21 protein-coding genes are annotated in these 19,449 nt (G+C 69.9%); 16 read left to right on the top strand and 5 right to left on the bottom strand.

All coding sequences use genetic code 11. The annotated features are described in order from the left end of the window. Window positions 1–5: 5 nt before the first annotated feature. A complete protein-coding gene (locus tag J2851_RS26810; RefSeq protein WP_246500954.1) occupies window positions 6–848 on the bottom strand; it encodes a DUF2189 domain-containing protein in 843 nt (280 codons plus the stop codon). Window positions 849–1,109: 261 nt separating this feature from the next. Here J2851_RS26810 and ihfB point away from each other — a divergent pair, with 261 nt between their 5' ends. From ihfB to J2851_RS26745, 13 genes are all read left to right on the top strand, one after another. Continuing rightward, window positions 1,110–1,394, top strand: coding sequence for an integration host factor subunit beta (gene ihfB, locus J2851_RS26805; protein ID WP_014239239.1), 285 nt, complete (start codon window positions 1,110–1,112; stop codon window positions 1,392–1,394). Between the two features lie 68 nt (window positions 1,395–1,462). Further along, window positions 1,463–1,843, top strand: a complete 381-nt coding sequence (locus J2851_RS26800) for a lipopolysaccharide assembly protein LapA domain-containing protein (RefSeq protein WP_209770153.1) — start codon at window positions 1,463–1,465, stop codon at window positions 1,841–1,843. A gap of 67 nt (window positions 1,844–1,910) precedes the next feature. Beyond that, window positions 1,911–2,867: a bifunctional Delta(1)-pyrroline-2-carboxylate/Delta(1)-piperideine-2-carboxylate reductase gene (gene lhpI, locus J2851_RS26795; RefSeq protein WP_209770152.1), complete on the top strand. Its 957-nt coding sequence runs from the start codon at window positions 1,911–1,913 to the stop codon at window positions 2,865–2,867. Between the two features lie 12 nt (window positions 2,868–2,879). Continuing rightward, a complete protein-coding gene (locus tag J2851_RS26790; protein ID WP_209770151.1) occupies window positions 2,880–3,995 on the top strand; it encodes an NAD(P)/FAD-dependent oxidoreductase in 1,116 nt (371 codons plus the stop codon). A gap of 79 nt (window positions 3,996–4,074) precedes the next feature. Further along, window positions 4,075–4,218: a hypothetical protein gene (locus J2851_RS26785; RefSeq protein WP_209770149.1), complete on the top strand. Its 144-nt coding sequence runs from the start codon at window positions 4,075–4,077 to the stop codon at window positions 4,216–4,218. 17 nt (window positions 4,219–4,235) lie between these two features. Continuing rightward, window positions 4,236–4,685: a DUF2382 domain-containing protein gene (locus J2851_RS26780; protein WP_209770147.1), complete on the top strand. Its 450-nt coding sequence runs from the start codon at window positions 4,236–4,238 to the stop codon at window positions 4,683–4,685. A gap of 4 nt (window positions 4,686–4,689) precedes the next feature. Beyond that, a complete protein-coding gene (locus tag J2851_RS26775) occupies window positions 4,690–5,802 on the top strand; it encodes a YsnF/AvaK domain-containing protein (RefSeq protein ID WP_209770146.1) in 1,113 nt (370 codons plus the stop codon). Window positions 5,803–6,109: 307 nt separating this feature from the next. Beyond that, the gene (gene pyrF / locus J2851_RS26770) at window positions 6,110–6,844 is read left to right on the top strand and encodes an orotidine-5'-phosphate decarboxylase (RefSeq protein WP_209770145.1); all 735 of its coding nucleotides are present in this window, start codon (window positions 6,110–6,112) and stop codon (window positions 6,842–6,844) included. Further along, on the top strand, window positions 6,841–7,485 hold the full coding sequence (locus J2851_RS26765) for a phosphoribosylanthranilate isomerase (RefSeq protein ID WP_209770144.1): 645 nt from the start codon (window positions 6,841–6,843) through the stop codon (window positions 7,483–7,485). The genes pyrF and J2851_RS26765 overlap by 4 nt, the downstream gene beginning before the upstream one ends. 172 nt (window positions 7,486–7,657) lie before the next feature. Continuing rightward, window positions 7,658–8,569 (top strand): diguanylate cyclase, encoded by a 912-nt coding sequence (locus J2851_RS26760; protein ID WP_209770143.1) that lies wholly within the window; start codon window positions 7,658–7,660, stop codon window positions 8,567–8,569. 118 nt (window positions 8,570–8,687) lie between these two features. Continuing rightward, window positions 8,688–9,341 (top strand): uracil phosphoribosyltransferase, encoded by a 654-nt coding sequence (upp, locus tag J2851_RS26755; RefSeq protein WP_209770142.1) that lies wholly within the window; start codon window positions 8,688–8,690, stop codon window positions 9,339–9,341. Window positions 9,342–9,465: 124 nt separating this feature from the next. Then, window positions 9,466–11,163, top strand: coding sequence for an ABC transporter permease (locus J2851_RS26750; RefSeq protein ID WP_246500953.1), 1,698 nt, complete (start codon window positions 9,466–9,468; stop codon window positions 11,161–11,163). A gap of 107 nt (window positions 11,164–11,270) precedes the next feature. Continuing rightward, window positions 11,271–12,119 (top strand): pirin family protein, encoded by an 849-nt coding sequence (locus J2851_RS26745; RefSeq protein WP_209770141.1) that lies wholly within the window; start codon window positions 11,271–11,273, stop codon window positions 12,117–12,119. 57 nt (window positions 12,120–12,176) lie between these two features. On the opposite strand, the gene J2851_RS26740 is transcribed toward J2851_RS26745, so the two are convergent. Continuing rightward, window positions 12,177–12,806, bottom strand: a complete 630-nt coding sequence (locus J2851_RS26740; RefSeq protein WP_246500952.1) for an OmpA family protein — start codon at window positions 12,804–12,806, stop codon at window positions 12,177–12,179. A 133-nt stretch (window positions 12,807–12,939) separates the two neighbouring features. Here J2851_RS26740 and J2851_RS26735 point away from each other — a divergent pair, with 133 nt between their 5' ends. From J2851_RS26735 to J2851_RS26725, 3 genes are all read left to right on the top strand, one after another. Beyond that, the gene (locus J2851_RS26735; RefSeq protein WP_209770139.1) at window positions 12,940–13,974 is read left to right on the top strand and encodes a DctP family TRAP transporter solute-binding subunit; all 1,035 of its coding nucleotides are present in this window, start codon (window positions 12,940–12,942) and stop codon (window positions 13,972–13,974) included. 158 nt (window positions 13,975–14,132) lie between these two features. Then, window positions 14,133–14,642 (top strand): TRAP transporter small permease, encoded by a 510-nt coding sequence (locus J2851_RS26730; RefSeq protein WP_209770137.1) that lies wholly within the window; start codon window positions 14,133–14,135, stop codon window positions 14,640–14,642. After that, window positions 14,642–15,925 (top strand): TRAP transporter large permease, encoded by a 1,284-nt coding sequence (locus tag J2851_RS26725; RefSeq protein ID WP_209770135.1) that lies wholly within the window; start codon window positions 14,642–14,644, stop codon window positions 15,923–15,925. The genes J2851_RS26730 and J2851_RS26725 overlap by 1 nt, the downstream gene beginning before the upstream one ends. A 95-nt stretch (window positions 15,926–16,020) precedes the next feature. Here the strand turns inward: J2851_RS26725 and J2851_RS26720 are convergent, their stop codons facing one another. From J2851_RS26720 to J2851_RS26710, 3 genes are all read right to left on the bottom strand, one after another. After that, on the bottom strand, window positions 16,021–16,956 hold the full coding sequence (locus J2851_RS26720; RefSeq protein WP_209770133.1) for a DMT family transporter: 936 nt from the start codon (window positions 16,954–16,956) through the stop codon (window positions 16,021–16,023). An 8-nt stretch (window positions 16,957–16,964) separates the two neighbouring features. Next, entirely contained in the window at window positions 16,965–17,348 is a 384-nt protein-coding gene (locus J2851_RS26715) for a hypothetical protein (RefSeq protein ID WP_209770131.1), read from the bottom strand. Window positions 17,349–17,557: 209 nt separating this feature from the next. After that, the gene (locus J2851_RS26710) at window positions 17,558–19,210 is read right to left on the bottom strand and encodes an alpha-D-glucose phosphate-specific phosphoglucomutase (protein ID WP_209770129.1); all 1,653 of its coding nucleotides are present in this window, start codon (window positions 19,208–19,210) and stop codon (window positions 17,558–17,560) included. Window positions 19,211–19,449 lie beyond the last annotated feature (239 nt).

Here is a 19,449-nt window from a genome sequence, read left to right as displayed (position 1 = left end):
GAAGCTCAGGCGTCGTTCTTGATCAGGTCCCGGTAGGCGTGCCAGCTCGCGTGGCCGATCAGGGGCAGGGCGACGATCAATCCCAGGAACGCGGTCAGCAGGCCGATGCCGGTCACCGCCACGATCAGGCCGGCCCACAGCGCCATGACCCGCGGGTTGCGCAGCACCGCCATGGCCGACGCGAAGGCGGCGGCGAAGACGTCCACCGGGCGGTCGAGCATCATCGGCAGCGCGGTCACGTTGGTGATGAAGGCGAAGGCGGCGAAGGCGAAGCCCAACGCGGTGACGAAGGCCGTGAAGACCAGCCCGTCCAGGCTGAACATCTGCGCCACGAAATGGTCGAGCGCGATGGCCTCGTGCGGGAAGAATAGCGCGAAGGCCACCACGTTGGCCCGCGCCCAGATCATCACGTACAGCATCAGGATCAGCCCGGCCGTCAGGATGTGGTAGGGGTTCGCCCGCCACGCCGTCAGGGCGCGCCACAGTCCCGGCCGGTGGCCGTCCTCCACGTCCTTGGAAATCCGGTAGAGGCCGAGCGCCAGCAGCGGCGCGATCAGCAGGAAACCGCCGATCATCGGCGCGATCAGATAAGGCATCCCGGCCATCGCCAGCCCGCCGGTCAGGGCAAAGCCGGCCGCCACGAACAGGGCGCCGTAGGCGAGGCTGACCCAGCCGGCGGTCCGCAGGTCGGCCCAGCCGGCCCTCAGCCAGCCGAGAACCTGGGTGGGTGTAACCGTCCGCACCCGGTCTGCGTAGGGCAACCCGGCGAGCGGGTCCGCGGGAGCAGTGGCGGGAACGGTGGACAGGGGGGAAGGCTGAACGGGCGAGGGGCGATGCGCGTGATCCATATCCGAACCTCCAAGTCTCGAAACCCGGACGCGGGCCACGGTTTCTTGATCCATGGACATGGGGATCGACGAAGCGATCCGTAAGGCGGATTATCATCAATCCGGCCCTAAATCGCACACGGGTGCACCAGCCCGAGCCTTGCCGGGAAAAAGGTTCCGGCAGAAAGGCTTAGCTTGACGGTCCGGGGACCCGGTGGCACGCTTGCCCACGGCCAGCAGGCGCGATTCAACGCGTTCGAACCCCGGGGGAAACGGACCGCCATGACCAAATCAGAGCTGATCCAACGGCTCGCGGAACGAAATCCGCACCTCTACCAGCGCGACATCGAAAAAATCGTCGGCACCATCTTCGACGAAATCTCCGAGGCGCTCGCCCGCGGCGACCGTGTGGAACTGCGCGGGTTCGGGGCCTTTTCCGTCAAGCGCCGCGACGCGCGCACCGGCCGGAACCCGCGCACCGGTGAGGCCGTGGAGGTCGGCGAGAAGGCGATTCCCTTCTTCAAGACTGGCAAGCAGCTGCGCGAACGCCTAAACACCGACGAGTGACACCCGGGACGCGCGACTCCGCTCACCCCCGGCACCGTCCCCCGACTTCCGACACGAGGATCGAACCCGTGCGCTTCATCGCCCTGATCATCACCGTTCCCATCGCGGTCGCCGCGGTGCTGTTCGCCATCTCCAACCGTGGCGTCGTGACGCTGTCCCTGTGGCCGCTGCCCTTCACGCTGGACGCGCCGGTCTACCTCGCCACGCTGGTGGCGCTGGCCGTCGGCTTCCTGGCCGGCGGGATCGTCGCCTGGAACGCCCAGCGCCGGCACCGCCGCCGCGCCCGCCGCTCCAGCGACCGCGTGTCCTATCTGGAGCGCGAGCTGAAGGAAACCCAGGCCCGCGCCGCCGCGGCGGAGAAGCGTCTGGCCGAGCAGAACCGCCCGGTCTCCGGCGCCGGCCTGCCCGCCCCGACCAGCCAGGCCGTGACGGCGCCCACGGTGCATTGACCGTTCCGACGTCCCCCTCTCCCTGACGGGGGAGGGACGGCTCTAACCCATTGCGGGGGCCGATCCGATGCGCAGCGTCACCGGTGCCGAACTGAAGTCCGTGCTTCACTTCCGCATGCTGATCGAGCGCATGCGGCAGACCTTCCGGGCCGGTGTCGAGACGCCGCCGCGGCATCAGCACCGGATCGAGACCTACGGCCAAACCGACGCCACGCTGCTGCTGACGCCCGCTTGGCAGGTCAACCAGGCGATCGGCGTCAAGATCGTCACCGTCTTCCCCGACAATGGCGCCAAGGACCTGCCGGCGGTGCAGAGCGCCTACCTGCTGATGGACGGCAAGACCGGCATCCCGCAGGCGATCCTGGACGGCAACGCCCTGACCCGCCGGCGCACCGCGGCGGCCTCCGCGCTCGCCGCCTCCTACCTCGCGCAACCCGATTCGTCGCGGCTTCTGGTGGTCGGCACCGGCGCGCTGGCGCCGGAGCTGATCGAGGCCCACACCACCATGCTGCCGATCAAGCACGTGCTGGTCTGGGGCCGCAGCCTCGACAAGGCGAAGAAGATCGCCAGCCGCTTCCACCGCCCGAAGTTCCGCATCGAGGCCACCGACGACCTGGAGGGGGCCGTGCGCGGCGCCCACGTCATCTCCTGCGCCACGCCGGCGACGGAACCGCTGATAAAGGGCGACTGGCTGCAGCCCGGCGCGCACCTCGACCTCGTCGGCGGCGTCACGCCGGAGATGCGGGAGGCCGACGACGACTGCATCCGCCGCTCCCGCGTCTTCGTGGACACGCGGGACGGCGCCTGCGCGGAAGCGGGCGACATCGTCCAGCCGCTGCGGGGCGGCCTCCTGACCGAGGACGACATCGCCGGCGACCTCTACGACCTGACGCGCGGCCAGCGCGCCGGTCGCCGCTTCTACGACCAGATCACGCTGTTCAAATCGGTCGGAACCGCTCTGGAAGACCTCTGCGCCGCCCAGCTGGCGGTGGAGATGGTGCTCCACAACGATACGATTCGCTAAGGTCTTCTCCTCATGTCTCTTCGCATCACCGTCGTCGGCGCCGGCATCATGGGGCTGTGCACCGCCTGGGCGCTGGCCCGCCGCGGTCATACGGTCTCGGTCTTCGACCAGGGCCAGGTGCCGAACCCCTTCGGCAGCTCCGTCGACCAGCACCGGCTGTTCCGCCACGCCTACGGCAACCAGACCGGCTACGCCCGCATGGCCGACACGGCCTTCCAGGCCTGGGAGCGGCTGTGGACCGATCTGGGCGAGCGGCTGCTGGTGCCCAGCGGCACGCTCTGCACCGCCTCGGCGGAGGACGGGCGGCGCTGGCTGGCGGACAGTGCGGCGGTGCTGGAGGCGCTCGGTCACCCCTTCCGCCGCCTGACGCGTGCGCAGATCGCCGCGGAGTTTCCGCTGGTCGACGCCTCGGCGGTGGCGGAGGGGCTCCACATGACGTCGGGCGGCGTGCTGCTGGCCGGCCGCATCGTGGAGCTGCTGAGCCACCATCTGAACGCGCTGGGCGTTACCGTTCACGCCCGCAACCCGGTGACCGCCATCGACGCGGAGCGCGCGTCGGTGACCCTGGCCGACCGCCGGGTGATCGGGGCCGACGTCCTGGTCGTCGCGGCCGGGGCCTGGGTGACCAAGCTGCTGCCGGAGACGGCGGGGCGCCTCGTCCCATCGCGGCAGGTCGTCGCCTACCTGACGCCGCCGGAGGGCCTGCGCGGCGTCTGGGCCAACGCGCCGATGCTGATCGACGCCGATTCGGACAGCGGAGTCTACGTCGTCCCGCCCGTGGCCGGCACGACGATGAAGGCGGGCGACCACCGCTTCTCGCGCAGCGGCGACCCGGACGCCGACCGCGATCCCGACCCGGAGGAGGCGCGCGACGTGCTCGACCGCGCCCGCCGGGTGCTGGCGGACGGGCACCGCTACAGCCTCGCCAACGCGGCGACCTGCTTCTACACGGTCACGGCGGACGAACGCTTCGTCATTGAGTCATTGTCACAGCGCGCCTGGCTGATGAGCCCCTGTTCCGGCCACGGCTTCAAATTCGCGCCGGCGCTGGGCGAGGCGCTGGCCGCCGCCGTCGACAATCCCGAAGAGGGTAGACGAACGCTCCCCCATTGGGCAGGGGGCTATTGAACCGTCGCACGGAACGCTGTCGCCGCGCCCCTGTTGGGAGGATCGAAACGCCTTCATCTCAACAGGGAGTAAACCCACCATGGCCGACGATCCTCGGAAAGTGGGCGTCTACGACACGGACGGCACCCGAACGACGACGGGCAGCACGGCCGGCCATATGAATTGGTGGATCATTGCACTGGTGGTGCTGCTGATCCTCGTGGCGCTTTATTTCCTCTTCTGACCGCAAGGGCGGCGGCCATGTCGACGGAACGGCCACCTTCCGAGCACGAGCAGACGATTCCCCTCTACGACGAGGTCCTTTCGGTCGGGAAACGCGCGGTCGAACGCGGCCGCGTCCGCATCACGACGGAGGTCCGCGAACGCGAGGAAACCGTCGAACAGGAACTGGACAGCGACTCGGTCGAGGTCGTCCGCGTGCCGGTCGGCCGTCCGGTCGAGGTTGCTCCGGAACCGCGCCATGAGGGCGACGTGCTGATCATCCCCGTGGTGGAGGAGGAGCTGGTGGTGACCAAGCGCCTCGTCCTTCGGGAAGAATTGCACATCCGCAAGCGGACGACCCGGCGCACCGAGCGCGTCACCGAAACGTTGCGCTCCGAAGAAGCCAGCGTCGAGCGCCTGCCCGCGCCGGAAACAGCACATATCCAATCCAAAAATCCCGAAACACTCGAAACGCCTCCACAGGAGTAGGTTCATGAACAGGAAGACCATCGTCGCGCTGTATGATGACCTGTCCAGCGCCGAACGCGTGCTTGGCGATCTCCAGGCCGCCAATCTGCGCCAGGATTTCACGATGATGGGCGCGGACAGCGCCACGCTCGGCACCCGCAGCACCGCGATGGCGGGTGAGGACGGCCGGCTGGAAAGCTGGCGCCACGCCGCCGACTTCGGCCAGGACCCGAACTTCAACGCTCGCGACAAACGCGTGTCGATGCTGACCCGCATGGGCGTCACCCGCGACGACGCGGAGGTGTTCGCCGAGGGCGTGCGCCGCGGCGGCGTGCTGCTGGTCGGCCGCGTCGATGACACGCGCTGCGACGAGGCCCTGAACATCGTCGAGCAGCATGGGCCGGTGGACATCAGCCAGCGCGGCCAGACCTACCGCGAATCGGGCTGGACCGGCTACGACGCGACGACTCACGACTATGACGAGACCCAGGCCACCGAGGAGCGCACGCGCTACGGCACCGGCCTCGGCGCCGCGGCGGCCTCGCTGCGCGACGTCAACACCACCGGCACGACGACCGACCGGTCCACGACCGACCGCATCGTCGAGACCGACACCACCCGCAGCGACGCCGACCTCGACACTGGGATGGGCGCGCGGCGCGCCGTCGGCACCGGCCAGGAAGAGCACATCCCGGTCGTCGAGGAGCAGATCAACGTCGGCAAGCGCACCGTGGAACGCGGCTCCGTCCGCGTGCGCAGCTACGTCATCGAAACCCCGGTCGAGGAGCAGGTCCGCCTGCGCGACGAGACCGTGACCGTGGAACGCCGCCCGGTCGACCGCGCCGTCGGCGAGGTCCCGCCGGAGGCTTTCCGCGAGCGCACCATCGAGGTGACGGAGACCGACGAGGAAGCGGTGGTCGAAAAGGCCACGCGCGTCCGCGAGGAAGTCGTGATCCGCAAGGAAGCCGAGGAGCGCGCCCAGACCGTCTCCGACACGGTCCGCCGCACCGAGGTCGAGATCGACGACAACCGTTCCGGCGGCGACCGTCCGCTGGACCGCGATCGCATGTCGAGCGACCGCCCGATCGATCCCGACCTGGACCGCGACCTCGACCGCGATCCGGCGCGCAAGGTGTAAACCCGCACCCTCAAAGCCCCTCTCCCCTTGTGGGAGAGGGGTTGGGGTGAGGGGTAAGTCTCTGTTTTGATGGGATATTTTACCACTAAGACACAAAGGACACAAAGAACGTCACAAAGAACGTCCGGCATCCCGACAGCGCGCGGGCCGCCGAGACCCCTTTGTGAAATTCTTTGTGTCCTTTGTGTCTTAGTGGTGAATCCCCCACCGCTGTGACACTCCATCCCCGGAAGTCTGGTTATCCCGGCCCGCCCTTGTTAGGCTGCGCCGCAACGACCATCTGACCGGGTTTGGAGAGACGCCCATCATGACCACGCCGGCCTCGCGCATTTTCTGCGCCGTCGATACGACCGACCTCGACACCGCCCGCGACCTCGGCCGGCGGATCAGCGGAGTCGTCGGTGGCATCAAGCTGGGGCTGGAGTTCTTCGTGGCGCATGGGCCCGCCGGCATCCGCGCGGTGATCGGTGAAGCCAATGGCGATTCCAAGGGGCCGCCGCTGTTCCTCGACCTGAAGCTCCACGACATTCCCAACACCGTGGCCGGCGGCATTCGCGCGGCGCTGCCGCTGAAGCCCGCCTTCATGACCATCCACAGCGCCGGCGGTCCCGCCATGATGCGCGCGGCGGCCGAGGCCGCGGCGAGCGCCGGGGCGGAGCGTCCGAAGATCCTCGCCGTCACCGTGCTGACCAGCCTGGACGCCGGCGACCTGGAGTCGGTCGGCCAGCGCACCCCGGTGGCGGAGCAGGTGACGCGGCTCGCCAGGCTCGCCAAGGACTCCGGCGTGGACGGCGTCGTCTGCTCCCCGGCGGAGGTCGCGCTGGTGCGCGCCGCCTGCGGGCCCGACTTCATCCTGATGGTGCCGGGCATCCGCCCCGCCTGGGCCGCCGCAAACGACCAGAAGCGCATCATGACCCCGGCCGAGGCCCTGGCCGCCGGCGCCGACCATCTGGTCATCGGCCGCCCCATCACCGGCGACGCCGACCCGGCCGCCGCCGCCCGCCGCATTGTTGCGGAGATCGAGGAAGGAGCCGGCGCATGACCGTCAGCGTGAAGATTTGCGGCCTCAGCGAGCCCCAGTCGCTGCACGCCGCCGTGTCGGGCGGGGCGCGCTACGTCGGCTTCGTCTTCTACCCGGCGAGCCCGCGCTACGTCTCCCCCGCCATGGCGGCGGAGCTGGCGCGGCTGGTGCCGACGGGCGTGCGCACGGTCGGGCTGTTCGTCGATCCCGACGACGATTTCCTGGAGCATGTGGTCAGCCAGGTCCCCTTCGACCTGATCCAGCTGCACGGCAAGGAGACTCCGCGCCGCATCGCCGAGGTGAAGGCCGCCTTCAGCATCCCCGTGATGAAGGCGATCAAGGTCGGCGGGCCGGAGGATCTGGCCCACGCGCTGGAGGTGGCGGAGGTCGCCGACCGGCTGCTGTTCGACGCCAAGCCGCCGGCCAAGGTGACGGCCCTGCCGGGCGGCAACGGCATCGCCTTCGACTGGACGCTGCTGGCCGGGCGCCGCTGGCCGCGCCCCTGGATGCTGTCGGGCGGGCTGAAGGCCGACAACGTGGCGGAGGCGGTGGCGACGACCGGGGCCGAGGCGCTCGACGTCTCCTCCGGCGTTGAGGACCGGCCGGGCCACAAGGACCCGGCGCTGGTCCGCGCCTTCCTCGACACGGTTGCCGGCCTGTAGAAGGGCGCCGGTCTGTAGCTTTCCGGTGGGTGTGTGACCCTTTGCCTCAAATGCCCGGCCTTAACTTGATCGCATGAACGCGCCCCGCGTGTGCGATAAAGAGAGCGGCCGTTCGCATCCGGCGGGCTGTGGCGGCGGTTGGTTCAACGTTCCGGGAAGACCCGTAGGCGCCATGAGCGACTCGACCGACACGCGCACCCCGGCCGAGAGTTTGGGCATCGTGCTCGACGAGCACCTGCGCTGGATCGGGCAGTGGCACCGCGCGGCCTTCTTCCGCGACGGGGAAGGGGGGCAGCGCGCCTCCGCCCCGGCCTCCTTCGCGGCCTGGTGCGCGGTGGCCAGCAAGGACGACCTCGTCCACCAGCCGGCGGTGCGCAAGCTCGCCACGCTGCACGAGCAGATGCACCGCCACGCCAAGCTGGTCCTGCTGAAGGCGGCCGACGGGGAACGCCCGACCGAATCGGAATACGAGGCGGTGATGGGCCGCTTCGAGGAGTTCGTGCTCCAGGTCCGCCGGGTGGAGCGCGCCTTCGGCGCCGCGGCCAGCGGGCTGGACCTCCTGACCGGCCTGCGCACCCGCCGCGGCATGCAGGAGGCGCTGGAGCGCGAGCAGAACCGCTTCCGCCGCACCGGCCAGGCCTTCTGCATCGCCATCTGCGACATCGACAAGTTCAAGGGCATCAACGACACCTACGGGCACGACGTCGGCGACCGGGTGCTGGCCGCCACCGCGGCGGCCGTCAGCCGCGGCATCCGCAGCTTCGACGAGGCCTTCCGCATGGGCGGGGAGGAGTTCCTGATCTGCCTGAAGGAGAGCAACCTCGCGGAGGGCTACCAGGTCATCGAGCGGCTGCGCATCGACCTGATGAAATCGCCGGTGACCCTGCCCGACGGCCGAGTCGTCGCGGTCACCGCCTCCTTCGGGCTGGTGGAGGCGGAGCAGGAGCTGTCGCTGGACGAGCTGGTGGTCTGCGCCGACCGCGCGCTGTACCAGGCCAAGAACTCCGGCCGCAACCGCGTCATCCGCCACGGGGTGGACAAGCCCGAAGCGGCGCTGTCCGCGGGAGCGCCGGGCCGCCGCTGAGGCGCCCCTGGTGGTGCCTTCCGCCGATAGGCATTGATGATCCGCTTAAGGGCGGCTTGGCCGGACGGGGGCGGACGGGTTAGGATCGTGGACAATCCAGGCCGCGGCACGGAACCCAATGCGCACCATTCCCGAATTTCCGAACCTCTTCATCCTCGACCACCCGCTGATCCAGCACAAGCTGACGCTGATGCGGGCCAAGGAGCGGTCGACCGGCGGCTTCCGCACGCTGCTGCGCGAGATCTCGCTGCTGATGGGCTATGAGATCACCCGCGACCTGCCGCTGACGACCGAGCGCATCGACACGCCGCTCCAGCCCATGGACGCGCCGGTGATCGCCGGCAAGAAGCTGGCGATCGTGCCGGTGCTGCGCGCCGGCCTCGGCATGGCCCAGGGCCTGCACGAGCTGGTGCCGTCCGCGCGCGAGGGGCACATCGGCCTCTACCGCGACCACGACACCAAGATGCCGCACGAGTATCTGGTGAAGCTGCCGGAGGCGGCCGAAGGTCGCATGTTCATCGTCGTCGACCCGATGCTGGCGACCGGCAATTCCGCCGTGCACGCCTGCGACGTGCTGAACCGCCACGGCGTGGACGACGAGAACATCCGCTTCATGGCCCTGGTCGCCGCCCCGGAGGGCATGCGCGTCTTCGCCGCCGCCCACCCGCGCGTGAAGGTCTTCACCGCCGCGCTGGACAGCCACCTGGACGAAAACGCCTACATCGTCCCCGGCCTGGGCGACGCCGGCGACCGCATGTTCGGCACGAAGTGAGGCGGGCAAGCCCTCTCCCGCCCCCGGCGGGAGAGGGGGGCTGAACTGCGTCACCTTGTCATTGCGAGTTATTCTCAGCCTGTGAGACGATGGGGCACCTCCATTCCCATGGGCGTGCCTCGCGTTGACCACCGACATCCTCGACAAGCCGCAATCCCGCGCCGAATCCTCCTTCGTCCGGCGCCGCGTCCGTTTCAGCGGCTGGACGCTGGCGACCCTGCTGATCGCGGCGCTGGTCGCTCTGCCGGTGCTGGCGGTGGGCAGCCGCATCCTCGTGCCGACCGACGGGGTGTGGCAGCACCTCGTGGACACGGTGCTGGCGGAGTATCTGCTGAACACCCTGCGGCTGGTGCTGGGGGTGGGGATCGGCACACTGGTGATCGGGGTGGGCACGGCCTGGCTGGTCACCATGTGCCGCTTTCCCGGCAGCCGGATGCTGGAATGGGCGCTGCTGCTGCCCATGGCGGTGCCGGCCTACGTGATGGCCTACGTCTACACCGACCTGCTGCAGTTCGTCGGGCCGGTGCAGACGGCGCTGCGCGAGGCCTTCGGCTGGACGCGCCGGGACTACTGGTTCCCGGACATCCGCACGGTGGAAGGGGCGGCGGCGATGATGGCGCTGGTGCTCTATCCCTACGTCTACCTGCTGTCGCGCGCCGCCTTCCTGGAGCAGTCGGTCTGCGTGCTGGAGGTCAGCCGCACGCTGGGCCGGGGTCCCTGGCGCAGCTTCTTCACCGTGGCGCTGCCGCTGGCGCGGCCGGGCATCGTGGCGGGGCTGGCGCTGGTGCTGATGGAGGTGCTGGCCGATTTCGGCACCGTGCAGTATTTCGCGGTCAACACCTTCGTCACCGGCATCTACCGGACCTGGTTCGCCATGGGCCAGCCGGTGGCGGCGGCGCAGCTCGCCTCCGTCCTCATGCTGTTCGTGCTGGTCCTGCTGGTCATGGAGCGCTGGTCGCGCCGACAGGCGCGCTACCACCACACCACGACCCGCTACCGCCGCCTGCCGAAGCACGAACTGACGGGCTGGCGCGCCGCCGCGGCGCTGGCCGCCTGCGGGCTGCCGCTGTTCCTTGGCTTTCTCCTGCCCGCCGGGCTGCTGGTGCGCATGGCGCTGACCGCGGGGGACGAGGCGTTCGGGCCGATGTTCCTGGCGCTGGCGCGCAACAGCTTCACGCTGGCGGCCCTGGCGGCGGTGCTGGCCGTGGCGCTGGCGCTCGTGCTCGCCTATGGGCAGCGGCTGCGCCCGACGCCGGTGCTGAAGGCGGCGGTGCGCGTCGCGGCCATGGGCTACGCCATTCCCGGATCGGTCATCGCGGTCGGCGTGCTGATCCCCTTCGCCCAATTGGACAACGCCGTCGACGCCTTCCTGCGCCAAACCATCGGAGTTTCGTCGGGCCTGCTGCTCAGCGGGACCATCGTGGCGGTGCTCTACGCCTATCTGGTCCGCTTCCTGGCGGTGTCCTTCAACACCATCGAGGCGAGCCTGGGCAAGATCCGCCCGACCATGGACTTCGCCTCCCGCGTGTTGGGCCACACGGCGGGGCGCACGCTGGTCCGGGTGCACGCGCCGATCATGTGGGGCAGCCTGCTGACCGCCGGCCTGCTGGTCTTCGTGGACGTGATGAAGGAGCTGCCGGCGACCATGATCGTGCGGCCCTTCAACTTCGACACGCTGGCGGTGCGCGTCTACACGCTGGCGTCCGACGAGCGGCTGACCGAGGCCGCGACCGGCGCGCTGGCCATCGTCGCCGTGGGCATCCTGCCGGTGATTCTGCTGAGCCTGTCCATCGGCCGCTCCCGCCCCGGACAAGCCGAATGACGGGGTCGTTGCGTCCGGCGCAACAGTGTTGCGCGTTCTCGTAACTTTATTCAGGACGCCGGGACGATTACCTCTTTGCAGGCAAACGAACGCCTGAGGAGGCATCCATGAGCGCCGCAACCATTCGTCCCGTCCTGTCCGCCGTCGCCGGCATGGAGGCATCCGACGGGGCCGGCGTGCGCATGACGCGGATGGTCGGCACGCCGCAGCTGCGCATGCTCGACCCGTTCCTGATGCTGGATTATTTCGGCTCCGACGAGCCGCAGGACTATCTGGCCGGCTTCCCGGACCACCCGCACCGCGGCTTCGAGACGGTCACCTACATGCTGGCCGGCCGCATGCGGCACTGGGACAACCACGGCCACGAGGGCGTGATCGAGACCGGCGGCGTGCAGTGGATGACCGCCGGCCGCGGCGTCATCCATTCCGAGATGCCGGAGCAGACGGAAGGCCTGATGAAGGGCTTCCAGCTGTGGATCAACCTGCCGGCCAGCCTGAAGATGAGCGAGCCGCGCTACCAGGAGTTCGCCGCCGACCGCATCCCGGTGGAGACGCGCGCCGATGGCGCGACCGTCACGGTGATCGCCGGCACGACGGAGCAGGGCACCGTGGGCCCCATCCAGGCCGGCCCGACCGAGGCCCGCTACTTCGACGTCCGCCTGCCGGAAGGGGCGACCTTCGCCGAATCGGCCCCGGCCGGCCACACGGCGGCGCTGATCGTGTTCGAGGGCTCCATCACCGTTCCCGGCCACTCCCTGCGCCTGGGCGGCCCGCGCGTGGTGACCCTGGGCGAGGGCGACCGGGTGGAGGTCACCGCCGGCCCGGCCGGCGCGCGTTTCCTGCTGCTGACCGGCCGCCCCATCGGCGAGCCGGTGGCCTGGGGCGGCCCCTTCGTCATGAACACCCGCGACGAGGTCGTGCAGGCCTACCGCGACTTCGAGGAAGGCCGGTTCTAAAAGGAGACTCTGTCAGGGGGGCGAGCACCGGGCTGCGCCGCGGGTCGTCGCCCCCGCTCACCCGCCCAAATTCACGATCTCCACCCGGCGGTTTTCCGCCGCCTTGGGGTTGGCGGGGATCAGCGGCTCGCGGGAGCCCATGCCGCCGGATTCCAGCCGGTCGCGGTGGATGCCGCGGATCTCCGCCAGATAGTCCACCACCGCGGCGGCCCGCCGCTGCGACAGCGTCAGGTTGGCCTTGTCGGTTCCGACCGCGTCGGTGTGGCCGACGATGCGGAAGCGCGCGGCGGCGGCGGCCGGTTCCGCCATCACGGCGGCCACGCGGTCCAGCACGGCGCGCGACTCCGGCCGGATGCGGGCGGAGTTGAAATCGAAGTTGATCCGGAAGGCCGCCTTCAGCCCCACCGCCGGCAGGGCCGCCGGCAACGCGACCGGGCCGGGCACCGCGGGAAGGGCGACCGCTTCCGGGGCTTGCACCGGAGGCGCCGGCGCCGCCGGTTCGGGTGGCGGGCGCTTCATCGCCACCGGCGGGCAGCCGGAACCGGCGGCGCCGAGCAGCGCCGCCTGGATTTCGCATTCGCTGGGGTTGGGGCCGAGCGGCACCGTTTGAACCATCGCCGTCTGGGCCATCGGTACCGCCATCGGGACGGAGATGGCCATCGCCGCCAGCAGCAGGGCGGTGCCCAAGATATTGCCTGTTCGCATAGGCGCATTGTCGGCGCGCGCGCGACGGGCGTCAAATTCAACGTGGAACACTCGTGCGTGTCTCTGTACGATCCCGCTCCCGATCTTTCGTTTCGGGCATTCGGGAGGAAACAAGATGAAGTCTCTGAGGGCTCTGCTCGCCGGCCTGGCGCTGGCCGCGATGGTGCTGCCGGCAACCTTTGGTTCAGGGGTGGCGGCCGACTACAAGGCGGAATACAAGCTGTCCACCGTGCTGGGCAAGCCGTTCCCCTGGGGCATCGGCGGCGACCGCTGGGCGGAGCTGGTCAAGGAGAAGACCAACGGGCGCATCAATGTGAAGATGTACCCGGGCTCGTCGCTGGTGAACGGCGACCAGACCAAGGAATTCACCGCCCTGCGCCAGGGCGTGATCGACATGGCCGTGGGGTCGACCATCAACTGGTCGCCGCAGGTGAAGGAGCTGAACCTCTTCTCGCTGCCCTTCCTGATGCCCGACCACAAGGCCATGGACGCGCTGACCCAGGGGCCGGTCGGCAAGCAGCTGTTCGACCTGCTGGCCACCAAGGACGTGGTGCCGCTGGCCTGGGGCGAGAACGGCTTCCGCGAGATCTCCAACTCCAAGCGCGCGATCAGCAAGCCGGAGGACCTGAAGGGCCTGAAGATCCGCGTCGTCGGCTCGCCGCTCTACCTCGACACCTTCACCGCTCTGGGCGCCAACCCGACGCAGATGAGCTGGGCCGACGCGCAGCCGGCGCTGTCCACCGGCGCCGTGGACGGGCAGGAGAACCCGCTGGCCGTCTTCGTCGCCGCGAAGCTGCCGACGCTCGGCCAGAAGCACCTGACCCTGTGGGGCTACGTCGCCGATCCGCTGATCTTCGTGGTCAACAAGGAGGTCTGGGCCAGCTGGTCGAAGGAGGACCAGGAAGCCGTGCGCGCCGCCGCCGTCCAGGCCGCGGCCGAGGAGATCGCCATCTCCCGCAAGGGCATCACCGCGCAGGACGACAGCCTGCTGAAGGACATCGCCGCCCAGGGCGTGGAGGTCGTGCAGCTGACGCCCGACCAGCAGAAGGCGTTCCAGGCCGCGACCAAGGCCGTCTACGAGAAGTGGGCCAAGCAGATCGGCCCCGACCTCGTGAAGTCGGCCGAGACGTCGATCGCCGCGCGGAAGTAAGCCGCCGACCGCTGCCCCCTTCCCCCTCCCCAACCCCTCCCCCGCTTTGCGGTGGAGGGGCCTAAAGCTACCTGGCCCTCCCCTGCGCAGCGGGGGAGGGAGGGACCCGCGAAGCGGGAGGGTGGGGGCACTACGCCTTCAATCCTGAGACCATCACAATGAGCAACGACCTCCTGGAAGCCGGGCTGGAAACGGCGCCGCCGGAGACCAAGGTGCCGGTGACCTTGGAACGGGCGCTGGCCGCCCTGTCCATGGCCGCGCTGTGCGTCATCACCTTCGCCAACGTCGTCGCCCGCTACCTGACCGACGTGTCGCTCGCCTTCACGGAGGAGTATTCGATCTTCCTCCTGGTGGTGATGACGCTGCTGGGCTCCTCGGTGGCCGCCGCGGCGGACCGGCACATCCGCATCACCTTTCTGGCCGACCGGCTGTCGCCGCCGGTGCGCCGGGTGACCGAGGTCATCGCCTGGACCGCGGCGCTGGTGATGTTCGGCTTCCTCGTCTGGTACGGCGGGCGGCTGACCTACGACCAGTGGCGGTTCGAGGAGACCTCGCCGGGCCTCGGCAACCCGCAATGGCTCTACACCGCGTGGATGCCGCTGCTGTCCGTGGTGGTGGGGCTGCGCGTGGTCGGGCGCATCATCCGCGTCGCCAAGGGGACGCCGTGATGGCGATGACCCTTCTGTTCGCGGGCTTCCTGCTGCTGATGCTGATCGGCGCGCCGCTGGCCGTGGCGCTGGGGCTGGCCGGGACGCTCGCCATCCTCGACGCGCAGCTCGGCATCCTGTCGGTGCCGACCAACGTCTATGCCGGCATCGCCAAGTACCCGCTGCTCGCCATCCCGGTCTTCATCCTGGCCGGCCTGATCTTCGAGCGGGCGGGCGTGGCGAAGCAGCTCGTCACCTTCGCGTCGTCCCTGGTGGGGGCGAAGAACGGCGGGCTGGCGGTGGTGGCGATCCTGGTCTGCATGGTGATGGGCGGCATCTCCGGCTCCGGCCCAGCCGACGCGGCGGCGGTCGCCACGGTGATGATCCCGTCCATGCACAAGGCCGGCTACCCCAAGGCCTTCTCGGCCAGCGTCATCGCGTCGGCGGCGGCGACGGCCATCCTGATCCCGCCGTCGGTCGCCTTCATCATCTACAGCGTGCTGGTGCCGCAGGCGTCGGTGCCGGCGCTGTTCGCGGCGGGGCTGATCCCCGGCATGCTGGCCGGCCTGTCGCTGGTCGTGCCGACGGTGTGGCTGTCGCGCAAGCATGGCTTTGGCCTGCTGGACACCGGCCCGCGCCCGCCCTTCTGGAAAAGCCTGAGGGAGGCCGTGTGGGGCCTGCTCGCCCCGGTCATCATCCTGGGCGGCCTGCGCACCGGCGCCTTCACCCCGACCGAGGCGGCGGTGGTGGCCGTCTTCTACGGCCTCGCGGTCGGCGTCTTCGTCTATCGCACCCTGACCTGGCGCGGCCTGTACGAGGTGATGGCCGAAGCGGCGGAGATGTCGGCGGTGGTTCTGCTGATCATCGCGCTGTCCAGCGTCTTCGCCTGGGCCGGCGCCACGCTGGGCGCCTTCGACCGGGTGGCCGCGGCGGCGATCGACGCCACCGGCAACGAGATCCTCGTCCTGGTCCTGCTGAACATCGCCCTGCTGATCCTGGGCATGCTGCTGGACGCGGTGTCGATCTTCCTGATCCTGCTGCCGCTTCTGACCCCGATCATGACCGCCTTCCACTGGGATCCGGTGTGGTTCGGCGTGATGCTGACCATGAACCTGGCGATCGGTCAGTTCACCCCGCCCATGGCGGTCAACCTGATGGTGACCACCCGCGTGGCCGGCATCACCATGGAGGCGACGGTGCGCTGGGTGCTGTGGATGGTGGCCGCGATGGTCGCCGCCCTGGTGCTGGTGACCTTCGTGCCGGAGCTGTCGCTCTGGCTGCCGCGGCGGTTGGGGTATTTGTAAGGAAGGGCTTGGGTGTCGGGTTGCGCTGCGCTCCACCCGACCTACGGCTCAATCGTAGGTCGGGTGCAGCCGAAGGCGGAACCCGACGGCAAGGCTTACCCCCGCTTGCGGGTGGCGAGCAGGATGCCGGCGGCGATCAGCGCGATGCCCACGGCGTGGTAGAGGTGCGGCTGCTCGCCGAGGAACAGGATGGCGAGCAGGCTGCCGAACACCGGGATCAGGTGGATGGCCAGCCCCGCCGTGTTGGCGCCGACCAGCGCGACCGAGCGGTTGAAGCACAGGTAGGCCAGGATCGACGGGAACAGCGCCACATAGGCGACCGCCCCCAGCGCCGTGGGGGTGAGCGGCATCGGCCGCACCGCCAGCGACTCCCACAGGTAGAAGGGCAGCAGCATCGCCATGCCGACTCCGAAGGTCACGGCGACGAAGCTGAGCGGGTGGACCGCCGGCCGCCGGCGCAGCAGGGCGGTGTAGGTGCCGTAGCCCAGCACCGCGGCGAAGACCCATAGGTCGCCCGCGTTCAGCTGCAGCCCGAGCAGCACCGCCGGGTCGCCGCGCGCGATCAGGGTGCAGGCGCCGGCCAGCGACACCGCCACGCCCAGGCCTTGCCGCGGCGACACCCGGTCGCCGAACAGCGCGAAGCTCATCAGCACGATCAGCACGGGCATCGAGGACTGGATCATCACGGAGTTGAGCGCCGTGGTGCTGTTCAGCCCGATGTAGAGGAAGGTGTTGAACACCGTGATGCCCGTCAGGGACAGCAGGGCGACAATCTTCCAGTGGGTCGCCAGCGTGCGCGCGTCCTGGCGCAGGTGCCGCCAGGCGAAGGGCAGCACCAGCAGCGCCCCCAGCGCCCAGCGCCAGAAGGCGAGGCCGATCGGCGGCACCTCGCCCGCCACCGCGCGGCCCAGGACGGCGTTGCTCGCCCAGAACAGGGGCGGCAGCATCATCAGGAACCACGCCTGGTCGACCAGGCGGCGCCCCGGTGAGGGGGCGCCCCCCGGGACGCCGGAGGGGGCGGACTCGCCCATGGACGCACTCACCCGCGGCGGCGCGGCGACGCGAAGGGCGACCGGGCACCCTCGCCGCGGGCATCGCCGCGACCTTCGCCACGCGGTCCTTCGGCGCGGATGCCATCGCGGCGCGGCCCATCGCCGCGGCCCTCGCCACGGGGACCGCGCGGGCCTCCGTCACGGCCCTCGCCCCGGCCCTCACCGCGACCTTCGCGGGGCGGCTTGGGGGGCTGGCGAAGCTCCGCGTCCAGCTCGGCGATGCGCTTGACCAACGCCTCGCGGATTGCCGGGGCGGCGTGCGACTTCAAGGTGGCGAGCTGCTCCTTCAGCTGCTGGAGCTGGAGCTGCTTCTGCTCCCGCGTGCGCTTGATGGCGACGTTGTCGGAATGCTGGCCGTCAAAGGCGCGCATGGAATGGGTCCTCGTTCAGACATGGTTCTGGCAATGCGACACCCGCCGCGGCGGCCTGTCGGCGCCCGGTCGGGGAAGGCCGGATTATTGAAAACGCACCTCCCGCAAAGCAAGCCGGGAGTTTGCTCCACCTGTGCGATAAAGCGGTTGACGAGCGGCCCGCCCAGGTCCCGAACAGGAGTCTTAGGCAGGCCGCGATCGTCCGCTCCTTACGTGGCGACGTCCGGCTTGGTGCGGCCGGTGTGGCGCTCGATGCCGGCGAGGTCCGCCGCCAGGGCCGCCAGCTCCTTCAACGCGTCCGCCGCGTCCAAGCCGTGCGCGCCGCCGACCGGCTCGTACCGCTCGAAATAGACGCGCAGCGTGGCGCCCGACGTGCCGGTGCCGGACAGGCGGTAGACGATGCGGGCCCCGTCCTCGAAGGACACGCGCAGGCCCTGCCGGTCCGACCGGCTGCCGTCCACCGGGTCGGTGTAGGAGAACTCGTCCGCCTCCGCGACCTTGCGGCCGCCCGCTTCGGTGCCGGCCAGCGTGGGCAGCTTGCCGCGCAGCTCCGCGATCAGGGCGTCGGCGGACTCCTGCGGAATGGCCTCGTAGTCGTGGCGGCCGTAGTAGGTGCGGCCATAGGTGCCCCAATGCTCGGCCATCAACTCGGCGACCGACAGGCGGCGGGCGGCCAGGATGTTCAGCCACATCAGCACGGCCCACAGGCCATCCTTCTCGCGGACGTGGTCGGACCCGGTGCCGAAGCTCTCCTCGCCGCACAGGTTGATGCGGCCGGCGTCCAGCAGCGTGCCGAAGAACTTCCAGCCCGTCGGCGTCTCGTAGCAGGGGATGCCCAGCTTCTCGGCGACGCGGTCGGTCGCCCGGCTGGTCGGCATGGAGCGGGCCACGCCCTTCAGCCCGTCCTTGAAGGCCGGGACGTGGTGGGCGTTGGCGGCCAGCACGGCGAGGCTGTCGCTGGGCGACACGAAGACGTTGCGGCCGAGGATCATGTTGCGGTCGCCGTCGCCGTCCGACGCGGCGCCGAAGTCCGGGGCGTCGGCGCCGAACAGGCGCGCCACCAGCTCCTCCGCGTGGGCGAGGTTCGGGTCGGGGTGGTGGCCGCCGAAGTCCTCCAGTGGGGTGCCGTTGATCACGGTGCCGGCCGGGGCGCCGAGGCGGAGTTCCAGGATCTCGATGGCGTAGGGGCCGGTAACCGCGTGCATGGCGTCGAACACCATGCGGAAGCCCGACCCGAACAGCGCGCGGATCGCCGCCATGTCGAACAGCGACTCCATCAGCTCCGCATAGTCGGCGACCGGGTCGATCACCTCCACCGCCATGCCGTCCAGATCCGTCTCGCCCAGCCGGTCGAGGTCGAGGTCCGCCGTCTCCACCGTCTTGTAGGCGTCGATGACCTTGGAGCGGGCGAAGAAGGCGTCGGTCAGCGATTCCGGGGCCGGTCCGCCGTTGGCGGCGTTGAACTTCACGCCGAAGTCGCCGTCCGGGCCGCCGGGGTTGTGGCTGGCCGACAGGATGACGCCGCCGATGGCGCCGCGCTTGCGGATGACGCAGGAGGCGGCCGGCGTGGACAGGATGCCGCCGCGGCCGACGACGACGCGCCCGACCCCGTTGGCGGCGGCCATGCGCAGGATGGTCTGGACGGCGGTGCGGTTGTGATACCGCCCGTCGCCGCCGACGACCAGCGTGGCGCCGGCCAGCCCGTCCACGCAGTCGAAGATGGATTGGACGAAATTCTCAAGATAGCGCGGCTGTTCGAAGGTCTTCACGGCCTTGCGCAACCCCGAGGTGCCGGGCTTCTGGCCGTCGAAGGGGGTGGTCGGACGAGTGACGGAAACCACGGTTGGTCCTTTCGTGATCATGCATGGCGCAATCTGTGTCGCCTGGGGGCTGTGCGCCGCGGCACGGCGGCAGGGCGCCACAGGCGGCACGATGCAAGGCTTTGCCGTTCCGATCAACAGCGCAAAGCCTCCGCCGGCCTCATCCATCCGCGCCGTCACGCCGCGGATGGCGGAATCGCTTTGGAAAGCGGCGGCACCTTAGAAGCCGCGGGTAAAGTCGGCCCAGGCGAGGGGGGTGTCCAGCGACGGGGGAGTATCTT

Origin of the sequence: Azospirillum rugosum, assembly GCF_017876155.1 — a bacterium.
Lineage (GTDB): Bacteria > Pseudomonadota > Alphaproteobacteria > Azospirillales > Azospirillaceae > Azospirillum > Azospirillum rugosum.
The sequence above is the reverse complement of the archived record's forward strand: the minus strand, read 5'-3'. Positions and strand labels throughout refer to the sequence as shown.

What these genes read in the sequence shown, in the direction of transcription:
- J2851_RS26810 (WP_246500954.1), bottom strand. Translation starts at nt 848, where the DNA reads ATGGATCACGCGCATCGCCCCTCGCCCGTTCAGCCTTCCCCCCTGTCC.
- ihfB (WP_014239239.1), top strand. Translation starts at nt 1,110, where the DNA reads ATGACCAAATCAGAGCTGATCCAACGGCTCGCGGAACGAAATCCGCAC.
- lhpI (WP_209770152.1), top strand. Translation starts at nt 1,911, where the DNA reads ATGCGCAGCGTCACCGGTGCCGAACTGAAGTCCGTGCTTCACTTCCGC.
- J2851_RS26790 (WP_209770151.1), top strand. Translation starts at nt 2,880, where the DNA reads ATGTCTCTTCGCATCACCGTCGTCGGCGCCGGCATCATGGGGCTGTGC.
- J2851_RS26785 (WP_209770149.1), top strand. Translation starts at nt 4,075, where the DNA reads ATGGCCGACGATCCTCGGAAAGTGGGCGTCTACGACACGGACGGCACC.
- J2851_RS26780 (WP_209770147.1), top strand. Translation starts at nt 4,236, where the DNA reads ATGTCGACGGAACGGCCACCTTCCGAGCACGAGCAGACGATTCCCCTC.
- J2851_RS26775 (WP_209770146.1), top strand. Translation starts at nt 4,690, where the DNA reads ATGAACAGGAAGACCATCGTCGCGCTGTATGATGACCTGTCCAGCGCC.
- pyrF (WP_209770145.1), top strand. Translation starts at nt 6,110, where the DNA reads ATGACCACGCCGGCCTCGCGCATTTTCTGCGCCGTCGATACGACCGAC.
- J2851_RS26765 (WP_209770144.1), top strand. Translation starts at nt 6,841, where the DNA reads ATGACCGTCAGCGTGAAGATTTGCGGCCTCAGCGAGCCCCAGTCGCTG.
- J2851_RS26760 (WP_209770143.1), top strand. Translation starts at nt 7,658, where the DNA reads ATGAGCGACTCGACCGACACGCGCACCCCGGCCGAGAGTTTGGGCATC.
- upp (WP_209770142.1), top strand. Translation starts at nt 8,688, where the DNA reads ATGCGCACCATTCCCGAATTTCCGAACCTCTTCATCCTCGACCACCCG.
- J2851_RS26745 (WP_209770141.1), top strand. Translation starts at nt 11,271, where the DNA reads ATGAGCGCCGCAACCATTCGTCCCGTCCTGTCCGCCGTCGCCGGCATG.
- J2851_RS26735 (WP_209770139.1), top strand. Translation starts at nt 12,940, where the DNA reads ATGAAGTCTCTGAGGGCTCTGCTCGCCGGCCTGGCGCTGGCCGCGATG.
- J2851_RS26730 (WP_209770137.1), top strand. Translation starts at nt 14,133, where the DNA reads ATGAGCAACGACCTCCTGGAAGCCGGGCTGGAAACGGCGCCGCCGGAG.
- J2851_RS26725 (WP_209770135.1), top strand. Translation starts at nt 14,642, where the DNA reads ATGGCGATGACCCTTCTGTTCGCGGGCTTCCTGCTGCTGATGCTGATC.
- J2851_RS26720 (WP_209770133.1), bottom strand. Translation starts at nt 16,956, where the DNA reads ATGGGCGAGTCCGCCCCCTCCGGCGTCCCGGGGGGCGCCCCCTCACCG.
- J2851_RS26715 (WP_209770131.1), bottom strand. Translation starts at nt 17,348, where the DNA reads ATGCGCGCCTTTGACGGCCAGCATTCCGACAACGTCGCCATCAAGCGC.
- J2851_RS26710 (WP_209770129.1), bottom strand. Translation starts at nt 19,210, where the DNA reads ATGATCACGAAAGGACCAACCGTGGTTTCCGTCACTCGTCCGACCACC.